The following is a 9,848-nucleotide window of genomic DNA, read 5'->3' as shown; positions in this document are numbered from 1 at the left end:
GCGATCCATCCCGACCTGACCGTGACCTGGACCGACCCGCTCGGCCGCCCACACCAGCTATCCGAGCGATCACCTCGGCCTCACCGACGACTGGCGAAGCCTGCCCAGCGCTGACTCGACCGCGACCGCCAGCGACGACGCGATCGTGGCCAGCGACGACGAGGACGTGCCTGCCGCTTCGGCGAAGGTGGGCGCCGCCAATTCGAATGTGCCCAGCGGCGACTCGGAGATGCCTGCCATCGACGAGGCGATCGGTGCCGAACTCAGCCCTCTAGAAGCACACCTGAGGCGTCTCCTCGCGGCCTGATTCCCTGCGCCGTCCGCCCCCACCCCGTCGGGGGTGCACTTCAGCCGCGTCGAGAGGACAAATCCCGCCCGTCGAGGGGCAGCGGCTTCACGCCGGTCGTGTCTTCAACGTCGCTCAGAGGTGACCTTCGTCGTGCTGCCCAAGGAAGGGGTCAGCAATCGCGCGTGGGAGGTCTTGAAACCAGCCCGGCGCCAGGCGCTGGAACTCGCTGGGCGCCAAGCCATCCGCGCCGGCGGGCAACGCGCCCAGAAGCGGCACGCCCAGTCCCGCCAGATGGTGGCGATTCGTCCGCTCAATCACCCCGGGCCGGGCAGGCCACGAGCCGATCACCAGTCCCGCGGCGCGCAACCCACGATGGGCGATCGCCTCCAACGTCAACTCCGTGTGGTTGAGCGTGCCGAGGCCGGCCCGTGTCACGACGATCAGCGGCGCGCGGGCCTCGGCCGCGAGATCGGCGATCGTCTCTCCCCGGCCTCCGAGCTGGACCAGCAGGCCGCCCGCGCCCTCGACGAGCAAAACATCGGCCGCCCCCCGCAGCGCCGGCAGTTGCTCGAGCTGCCTCGTCAGAGAAGGGAGCCGGACGCGCTCAATCCGGGCAGCGGGCACCGGGGCCATCGGCTCGGTCAGCCGCAGCCCCTCACTGGTCGACACGTGGGGCACCAGTCGTTCGACTTCGGCGACATCCCCGGCCGCACCCGCGGCCACCCCGGTCTGGACCGGCTTGTGCACATGCACCCGTTCGCCGGCCGCGATGAAGGCGGCGGCGAGGGCGGCGGTCACCACGGTCTTGCCGACCCCCGTGTCAGTGCCCGTGATCAGGAAGGTCCGGCTCATCGCCGGGCGCCTGGGGCTCTTTGCCGGCTCTGGGTCGGCGTGGCCGTCGGCTCGGATCCCAGACCGTGGCCCGCCCCGCCGGAGCGCGCGCTGGGCGCGCTATCGGTGCCCTCCGCGGCACATGCGGCCGCGAATTCGGCCCCCACGATCTCGGCCGCGGCACGCACCTCATCCAGACCCAGCCCGGCGCAGGCCGTCAGGCGGACGCGCGAGATCCCGTCGGGCACCGACGGCGGTCGGAAACAGCCCACCAGCACCCCCCGCTCGCCCGCCCGGTCAGCGGCAACCCGAGCGACCTCAGCGCTCGGGCAGGGGATGGACTGCACCGGTCCCGCGGCTCGCGCTATGCCGCACTCCTGCGCGATCACATCGGCATTGGCGTGCAGCCGCCCGACCAACGCCGAATCCGCGGCGATGATCCGGCACGCCTGACTCGCACTGGCCGCGGCCGCCGGCGTCAGCCCGGTGTCGAAGATGAAGGTCCGAGCGGTGTTGACCAGATGCTCGCGCAACGCCGACGGCCCGAGCACCGCACCCCCCTGGGCCCCGAGCGCCTTGCTCATCGTGGCGGTGACAAGGACGTGATCCGCTCCCGCCAGCCCGGCCGCATGCACACCACCACGTCCGGCGCCCAGCACTCCGATCCCGTGAGCCTCGTCCACGAGCAAGGTCGCGTCGTGGTCCGCACACACCGCCGCCAGCGCCGCGAGATCGGCCACATCGCCCAGCACGCTGTAGACCGACTCCACGACCACCAGCGCCCGCCCTTCGGTCCGCCCGGCCAGGGCCGAACGGACTGCGTCGACATCCCCATGCGGCACGAAGGAGACCACCGACTTGCTCAGCCGCGCCGCGTCGTGGATCGATGCGTGGACATGCGCATCCAGCACCAGCAGCAGGTCCGGCCCACCCAACGCCGTGATCGCCCCGACATTCGCCGCAAACCCACTGGAGAACACCAGCGCGCTCGATGCCCCTGTGAGAGAACAGATCTCAGCTTCCAGCTCTTCGTGTGCGGTTGTCGTTCCGGTGACCACCCGCGACGCGCGTGCACCCGCGCCATACCGATCGAGTGCCGTATGCCCGGCCCTGACCACCCGTGGATCGCGCGCCAACCCGAGGTAGTCATTGGACGCGAGGTCGACCGCCCCGTCCCGCACGGTCGTGGCCCGCCGAATGCCGCGCTCGTCCCGCCACGCCGCGCGCGTGGCAAGGAAGGCGCCCATCGACCCGTTCACGACGCCGACCCGCCGTAAACGTCCGCGACCGCACTGACCATCCCCGCACCGATCACGGCGATGTCGGCGTCGCTGCTGACATAGGGCGGCATCGTGTAGACGAGCCGCCGAAACGGCCGCACCCAGACACCGCGCTCCAGCGCCGCCCGGGTCACCCGCGGAATGTCCACCGGCTCTGCCAGTTCGATCACGCCGACGGCCCCAAGGACGCGCACCTCACGCACCACCGACAACTCACGCGCCGGCGACAACGCCGTCACCAGAGCCGCCTCAATCCGCGGCACATCCTGCGCCCACCCAGCGACCACCAGATCGAGCGACGCAGACGCAACCGCGCAGGCGAGCGGATTGCCCATGAACGTCGGTCCGTGCAACAGCGCCCGGTGGAGCGACGCGGCGATGACCTCGGCGACGGGCGAGGACACCACGACCGCACCCAGCGTCATCATCCCCCCGGTCAGCGCCTTGCCGACGCACATGACGTCGGGAACCACTGCGCCCCAATCACTTCCGAAGAAGCGCCCGGTTCGCCCGAAGCCCGTCGCGATCTCGTCGGCGATCAACACCAGCCCGTATGCCGTGGCCAACCGCCGCAGCGCCCCCAGAGCCTCCGGGGCGTAGACGACCATCCCGCCTGCGCCCTGAAGTACCGGCTCGACGATGATCCCGGCGACGCGGCCGGCAACTTCCGCGACAACACGCTCGGCCTCAGCGATCCACGAGGCGACCTCGACCGGGTCACTCGCCAACCCCTCGCCAGCGCGCCAGGCGCGCGGCGGACGCAGCAGAAAGCTCTGTGCCGGAACATAATCCGGGAAGTCGGCATGCATCCCGTCGACGGGGTCGCACACGCTCATCGCGCCGAGAGTGTCACCGTGGTATCCCCCACGCAAGGCGAGGAAGCCAGTGCGCTCGGGCCGGCCGAGCGCCTGCTGATACTGGACCGCGACCTTGAGCGCCACCTCGACAGCGACCGATCCGGAGTCGGCGAGGAAGACATGGTCGAGCCCCGCCGGCGTCAATGCCACGAGCTTCTCAGCGACGCGAACAGCCGGCTCATGCGTCAACCCGCCAAACATCACATGCGAGAACCGATCGACCTGATCGTGGATCGCCTTGTCCAGCAATGGATTCCGATACCCGTGCAGCACGGCCCACCACGAGCTCATGGCATCGCGGACGTGGAATTGCTGACCGTCCTCAGCGACCAGATCCAGCCACACGCCCGCGGCGCCGGTCACGGCATAGAGCGGCGGGCCATCCAGTGGCGCGTAGGGATGCCAGAGCAGACCCCGGTCGCCAGCGAGGACGTCCGCGGGCTCCACGTCAGGCGTTCGCCGTGACAGCCGTCCCGGCGCCCCGCTCACGGATCACCGGGTGGGTCAAGCCGGCCTCGGCCGTGGCGTCCCCGGGCACCTGCCCGACGATCTGCCAGCCGCCGTCGGCGATCATCGCCAGATCGTCCTGGGCCGCCTGCCCCTGCGACGTCAGGTAGTCGCCGAGGAAGAGCGAGTTGGCCAGATGCAACGCCAGCGGCTGCAGCGTGCGCAGATGCATCTCACGACCACCCGCCATGCGCACCTCCCGGTCGGGGCAGGCGAAGCGGGCCAGCGCGAGGATGCGCATCGCCCGCTGCGGAGTGAGATTCCAGTCCTGCCCGAGGGGCGTGCCTTCGAACGGCATCAGGAAATTGACCGGGATGGAATCGGAGTCCAGCGCACGCAGCGCAAAGATCGCCTCGACGATCTCCTCATCGCTCTCACCCATGCCGACGATCAGCCCGGAGCACGCGGACATTCCCGAGTGCTTGGCGGCGTCGATGGTCTCGACGCGATCGGCATAGGTGTGCGTTGAGCAGATCTCCTCGTAGCGCGACTCGGAGGTGTTGATGTTGTGGTTGTAGGCGTCGACGCCGGCCTCGCGCAGGGCATCGGCCTGGCCGGTCTTGAGCAACCCGAGGCAGGCGCAAACCTCGACCTGCGGGTGGTCGGCCTTGATCTTGCCGACGATGTCCCCGACCCGCTCGATGTCGCGATTGCTCGGCCCGCGCCCGCTGGCCACCAGACAGACCCGCGACGCCCCACCCTGGATGCCGTGGCTCGCCTGATCCACGGCCTGATCGGGCTTCAGCCAGCTGTACTTCAGGATCGGCGCCTCGGACCCCACCCGCTGCGAGCAGTAGCCGCAGTCCTCCGGGCACAGGCCGGACTTGAGGTTGACCAGATAGTTGACCTTGACCAGCCGCCCGAAGTGGGAGCGCCGCAGACGCGCACCGGCAGCGACCAGGTCGAGCAGTTCCTCGTCCCGCGAGCGAAGAATCGCGAGCGCCTGGTCGGTGGTCAGCGTGCCGCCGGCCAGTTGCTGGTCGGCGAGGGCGGCGAAGTCGGTCGACACGCTCGTCACCCTACCCGCGACACCCATGGTGGGCCGTCCACGTCTCAACCGAGTGCGAGCGCCGAGGCCTCCCGCGACGCGGTCGCCCGAGCGATCGCCGCGTCATGGGCCGCGAGGGCGTCGCCCTGCTCGCGCCACCACGCCTGGCCGTCGGCGGGCAGGGTGTAGATCGGGTCGTAATAGACGTATTCGCGCGACAGCGCGTCGACATCCTCGGCCTCGATCGAGGTCCGATAGTTCTTGCGCCAGAACGACATTCCGCGCACCCGGTCATACGAGTCCTCTTGGTGGACCCACCGCTTGCCGACGAAAGGCACGTCGCAGACGATCCGCGGCGTGGCGAAGCCGGGCAGGTAGCCGAGGATCGCGTGCTGCAACTCCTGGGCCTCCTGCAGCGACAAGCGCCAGTGCTCGCTGAACGGGATCATGTCGCACATATAGAAGTAGTACGGCGTGATCATCGCGTTGTCCTGTAACGCGAAACACAGGTCGAGCAAGTCGACGCTGGTGTCATTCACGCCGCGCATGAGCACGCCCTGGTTGCGGACATCGCGCACCCCCGCTTCCAACATAGCCTTGGCCGCCTCGGCGACCAAGGGGGTAACCGACTCCGCGTGATTGACGTGCGTATGAATGGCCAGGGACACCCCGCGTGCGCGCGCCTTCGCCGCGACGCGCCCAACACCCTCGACGACATCGTCCTGGAGCCAATGCTGCGGCAGCCCCATCAGCGCCTTGGTCGCCAGCCGGATGTCGCGGATGTTCTCGATGTTCAGCAGCTTGTCGAGGAAGCCTTCGAGGTTCTTCCAGGGCATATTCGCCACATCGCCCCCCGAGACGACGACATCGCGCACCGCCGGCGTGCGTTGCAGGTAGTCGAGCATCGCGGCATATCGGTCGACGGGCTTGCCCTGCAGTTTGAGCTTGGCGATCTGGGGAGTCGAGTTGCCGACGAGATCCATTCGCGTGCAGTGCCCGCAATATTGCGGGCAGGTCGGCAGCATCTCCGCGAGCACCTTGGTCGGGTAGCGGTGGGTCAGGCCCTCGACCGCCCACATGTCGTGCTCGTGCAGCGAGTCGCGGGAAGCGAAGGGGTGCGACGGCCAGTCGGAGCGGCGGTCGGAGAAGACGGGAAGCATGTAGCGCCGCACTGGGTCGGCGCGGAAGGCGTCGGTGAACTCCGCACCCGCGGCCGGCAGCTCCCCGAGTGTCGACACCATCGTGTTGAGCATCTGCGGCGGCAGCAGCATCGACATCGTCGCCCGCTCGCCCTGGTCGCGTTCGAGGTCGGCATAGAAGTCATCGGTGAGCAGATCGCCCATCACCTCGCGCAGCTGCGCGAGGTTCTTCACACAGTGCGCGCGCTGCCACTGCGCGCTGCGCCAGTCGGCCTGGGTAACCTCGCGCCACCCGGAGAACCGGCGCCAGTCCGGCTCGACCAGCTCGCGCTGACGATAGGCGTAGGGCTGCTCGACGGACGTTGTCATGCGTGACAGGATAGACAGAGGAATTGCGTTTGAGCCACCCTGTGCGCGCAAGACTTCTCGTCAGGGCGCACTCGATGAGGAGATTTTGCCGTGAACCCCCAGGCTGACGCCACCGCGACCGAGTCCTCTCCCGTGGGCCTCCACCGCGTCCTTGAGCCTGCCGGCTCCGCCCTGCCACAGGCCGCTCGCCGGCTCGACGCCCGCCCCGAGTTGTGGGCCGATGAGGTCCGCATCGATGTCGAGACGCTCAATCTCGACGCCGCGTCCTACCGCCAACTCGCCGAGGCGAACACCGTCAACGGCGTCCTGGACACCGACGCCCTGCGCGATCAGGTGCTCGACATCATCGCCACCCGCGGCAAAATGCAGAACCCCGTCACCGGCTCCGGCGGCATGCTCATCGGCACCGTCGCCGAGGTCGGGCCGCAGTCGACCCTCGGGCTGAGCGTGGGCGACCGCGTCGCCACCCTGGTTTCGCTCTCGCTCACCCCGCTCGTGATCACCGACGCGTTGGCGCGTTGGGACGGGCGCGAGGAACGCGTCCCCGCCGACGGTCACGCCATTCTCTTCGGCCGCTCCATCGCCGCGGTGCTCCCAGGCGACCTCGCCCCCGAGTTCGCGCTGATGGTGATGGACGTATGCGGCGCCCCCGCCCTCGTGCGCCGCGTCGTCGGGACGTATGCCGGGGGAGGAGCCGGCCCGTTCGGGCGCCCCGAGCCCATCGACTCGCCCGACGAACTCGCGCACGGCGGCGCGTCGATGCGTGCGCAAGCCCCACCCGCGGGCCCTACCGTGCTCGTGCTCGGCGGCGCCGGGAAGTCCGGTTCCCTCGCGCTGGCCGCAGCCGCCGATGCGGGCGCGGGGCGGCGGATCGCGGTGGTGCCCAACCAACTCGAAGCCGACCGCTTGCGCGCGACCGACCTCGCCGACGAGATTGTCATCGCCGACGCGCGCTCGCCGCTCGGACTGGCCACCGCCGTGGAAGCGGCCGGCGGGCCGGCCGACATCACGGTTGTCTGCGTCGACGTTCCCGGTTGTGAGCAGCCTGCACTCTTGAGCACGGCCCAGGGCGGCACCGTGATCTTCTTCTCGATGGCGACCAACTTCGCCGCGGCGGCGCTAGGCGCCGAGGGCCTGGCTGCCGATGTCACGATGCTGGTGGGCAATGGCTATGTCCCCGGGCACGCGGCATACGCCCTGGATCTGGTGCGTCGCAATGCCGACGTCCGGGCGCTCTTCGAGGCCCGCCTGACGCTCTGACTGCCCTCCTAATCTGGTGGTGTGACATCCGGGGCCGGACATCTCTGGGTGTGAACATCCCGATGATGCGACGCCGAGGCGACGATGCGTGAGGATCAGTTCGAGGACGCCTTCCGCACGCTCGCGCCGCGGGTCTACGCCTACGCCCGGCGGCACATCGACCTCGCCGAGTGCGAAGACGTGGTCGCCGAGACCTTCCTGATCGCGTGGCGGCGCCTCGGCGAGGTGCCGGAGCAGCCCCGCCGAACGCGAGGCGCTGCTGCTCACCGCGTGGGACGGATTGACGTATGCCGAGGCCGCCGCCGTCCTCGGCTGCAGCGAGCCGCCGTGACCGTTCGCATCAGTCGCGGCCGTGCCCGGCGGACCCAAACTCCGCGATCCGCGGACCACCCGCACGCCACTGCCCCATCCCTTCGTCTCGTGGAGGACCTGCCATGAGACGGCAAACCGACCCCTATGACCTGCTCATCGCCGCGCGACCCACCGCCGATGACCTGCACCGGCATTTCGAGCCGGCAGGCGAGCGCATCCACGACCAGGTGCTGGCCGGTCGCTCCGGCTCGATCGCCCGCCCGAAACGCCGAGCAGGGGGCGGCGCTGGCTTGCAACCGGCCTGGTCGCGGCGGCCGCAGCGGGTGCGCTCGCGATCCTCCGGTCGATCATCAGCCCGGACGCGAGCCCGCAGGCGTCGGCGCTGTCGGCCCTTGCCTCGACCGCAGCCACGCAGCACAACGGTCCGATCCCAGCGGGTCACTATGTCCACCTCACCTCGACCCAGACCCAGAGCGGAGGAGCCGGCGTGCAGACCCTGCCGCCTCCGGGTGCATCGACCACAAGGACGGTGACGCAGCCCTCGGGCTCGGACGAAGTCCGCACGCGCGAACAGTGGGTCGGCGCCGACGGCACGACCTACGCCAAGCTCTCCGGACCCGATGTGAATGCGATCTTTCGCTTCCCCGCCACGGCGCCCTACGACCCAGCAACGGTGCTGATGCTCCCGACCCAGGCAGAACTCCTCCTCGCCTGGTTCCAGGACCACACAAACGGATCCTCGTCCGCGCACGAGGCCGTCTTCGACGGCGAGGGGCACACCTACCGGGCGGTCACGGCATACGACGGTCTGGTCGGAGCCGTCGCGGCGGTCATCCTGGACGCAGCGGTCGACCCGGCCGAACCACCGGCGACTACGTCGCCGAAGACGCAGCCCACAGGTTGATGCCGGAGTCGACGGCGTGCTTGTCGATCGACTTCAACTCTGCCGCAGTGAAATCCAGGTTCCGGACGGCACCCACACTGTCCTCGAGCTGGCGGACACTGGAGACGCCGATGAGGGCTGATGTGACCCGGTCGTCGCGAAGAACCCAGGCCAGGGCCATCTGGGCAAGTGTCTGGCCGCGCTTCTTGGCGACGCGGTCCAGAGCCGCGATGTGCGTCAGCGACTCGGGCGTGAGCAGCGAGTCGCTCAGACTCTTGTCCTGGGACGCGCGTGAACCTTCGGGGATGCCCTTGAGGTATTTGTTCGTGAGCATGCCCTGGGCGAGCGGACTGAAGGCGATGCACCCCACGCCCGTGACGCCCAGCACGTCGAGCAGGCTCTCGGCGCTCCCCTCGGGGCGCTCCTCGACCCACCGGTTCAGCATCGAATAGCTCGGCTGGTGGATGAGCAGGGGAGTGCCGAGATCGGCGAGGATTTCGGCCGCCTCCAACGTCCGTGCCGGGCTGTATGACGAGATGCCGGCATAGAGCGCCCGGCCGGACTTCACGATGTGATCGAGCGCGCCCATGGTCTCTTCGAGCGGGGTGTCCGGGTCGAAGCGGTGGCTATAGAAGATGTCGACATAGTCCACGCCCATCCGCTTCAGGGACTGGTCGCAGCTGGCGATGACGTATTTCCGGGCGCCGCCACCCTGCCCGTAGGGACCGGGCCACATGTCGTAGCCCGCCTTGCTGGAGATGATCAACTCATCGCGGTAGGGCCGGAAGTCGCGGGCGAAGATGCTGCCGAAGTTGCGCTCGGCGCTGCCATACGGCGGGCCGTAGTTGTTGGCCAGGTCGAAGTGCGTGACGCCGAGATCGAAGGCGCGGCGCAGGATTGCCTGCTGGCGATCAAGCGGCACATCGTCGCCGAAGTTGTGCCACATGCCGAGGCTGATCGCCGGCAGCACGAGCCCCGACCGGCCGACGCGGCGGTAGGGCATCCGCCCGTCGTAGCGTCCGTCGTCGGCCTGGTAGTCGTTCGCGATGAGGGTCATGGGCGAGACTCTATTGGGCTTGCGTCCTGACGCCGACGGGCTCGGGGTCCTCGCGAAGTATCGGAGCTGGGTCCCA

Annotated in this window: 10 protein-coding genes; 4 read left to right on the top strand and 6 right to left on the bottom strand. The window is 69.2% G+C overall.

Annotation, left to right across the window (positions count from 1 at the left end):
* Nucleotides 1–145 precede the first annotated feature (145 nt).
* Nucleotides 146–307, top strand: a complete 162-nt coding sequence (locus tag PKH97_RS09565) for a hypothetical protein (RefSeq protein ID WP_324387178.1) — start codon at nucleotides 146–148, stop codon at nucleotides 305–307.
* A gap of 114 nt (nucleotides 308–421) precedes the next feature.
* Here the strand turns inward: PKH97_RS09565 and bioD are convergent, their stop codons facing one another.
* From bioD to PKH97_RS09540, 5 genes are read right to left on the bottom strand one after another with little or no spacing between them, the layout of a single operon-like run.
* On the bottom strand, nucleotides 422–1,141 hold the full coding sequence (gene bioD, locus PKH97_RS09560; RefSeq protein ID WP_324387177.1) for a dethiobiotin synthase: 720 nt from the start codon (nucleotides 1,139–1,141) through the stop codon (nucleotides 422–424).
* Nucleotides 1,138–2,379, bottom strand: a complete 1,242-nt coding sequence (locus PKH97_RS09555; RefSeq protein ID WP_324387176.1) for an 8-amino-7-oxononanoate synthase — start codon at nucleotides 2,377–2,379, stop codon at nucleotides 1,138–1,140. The genes bioD and PKH97_RS09555 overlap by 4 nt, the downstream gene beginning before the upstream one ends.
* Nucleotides 2,376–3,704 (bottom strand): adenosylmethionine--8-amino-7-oxononanoate transaminase, encoded by a 1,329-nt coding sequence (gene bioA / locus PKH97_RS09550; RefSeq protein WP_324387175.1) that lies wholly within the window; start codon nucleotides 3,702–3,704, stop codon nucleotides 2,376–2,378. Before bioA ends, PKH97_RS09555 begins: the two co-directional genes overlap by 4 nt.
* 1 nt (nucleotide 3,705) lies before the next feature.
* Nucleotides 3,706–4,773, bottom strand: a complete 1,068-nt coding sequence (bioB, locus tag PKH97_RS09545; protein WP_324387174.1) for a biotin synthase BioB — start codon at nucleotides 4,771–4,773, stop codon at nucleotides 3,706–3,708.
* Between the two features lie 44 nt (nucleotides 4,774–4,817).
* Nucleotides 4,818–6,260, bottom strand: coding sequence for a lysine 2,3-aminomutase (locus PKH97_RS09540; protein ID WP_324387173.1), 1,443 nt, complete (start codon nucleotides 6,258–6,260; stop codon nucleotides 4,818–4,820).
* A gap of 90 nt (nucleotides 6,261–6,350) precedes the next feature.
* Between PKH97_RS09540 and PKH97_RS09535 the strand changes: the two genes are divergently transcribed.
* The 3 genes from PKH97_RS09535 to PKH97_RS09525 all read left to right on the top strand — a co-directional run bounded on the left by PKH97_RS09535 (nucleotide 6,351) and on the right by PKH97_RS09525 (nucleotide 8,736).
* Nucleotides 6,351–7,520: an L-erythro-3,5-diaminohexanoate dehydrogenase gene (locus tag PKH97_RS09535; protein ID WP_324387172.1), complete on the top strand. Its 1,170-nt coding sequence runs from the start codon at nucleotides 6,351–6,353 to the stop codon at nucleotides 7,518–7,520.
* 84 nt (nucleotides 7,521–7,604) lie between these two features.
* The gene (locus PKH97_RS09530) at nucleotides 7,605–7,958 is read left to right on the top strand and encodes a hypothetical protein (RefSeq protein ID WP_324387171.1); all 354 of its coding nucleotides are present in this window, start codon (nucleotides 7,605–7,607) and stop codon (nucleotides 7,956–7,958) included.
* A 403-nt stretch (nucleotides 7,959–8,361) separates the two neighbouring features.
* Nucleotides 8,362–8,736 (top strand): hypothetical protein, encoded by a 375-nt coding sequence (locus PKH97_RS09525; RefSeq protein ID WP_324387170.1) that lies wholly within the window; start codon nucleotides 8,362–8,364, stop codon nucleotides 8,734–8,736.
* Here the strand turns inward: PKH97_RS09525 and mgrA are convergent.
* On the bottom strand, nucleotides 8,705–9,772 hold the full coding sequence (mgrA, locus tag PKH97_RS09520; protein WP_324387169.1) for an L-glyceraldehyde 3-phosphate reductase: 1,068 nt from the start codon (nucleotides 9,770–9,772) through the stop codon (nucleotides 8,705–8,707). The two genes, PKH97_RS09525 and mgrA, sit on opposite strands and share 32 nt — an antisense overlap.
* Nucleotides 9,773–9,848: the final 76 nt, after the last annotated feature.

The organism is Nostocoides sp. (assembly GCF_035343835.1).
Taxonomy (GTDB): domain Bacteria; phylum Actinomycetota; class Actinomycetes; order Actinomycetales; family Dermatophilaceae; genus Nostocoides_A; species Nostocoides_A vanveenii.
The sequence above is the reverse complement of the archived record's forward strand: the minus strand, read 5'-3'. Positions and strand labels throughout refer to the sequence as shown.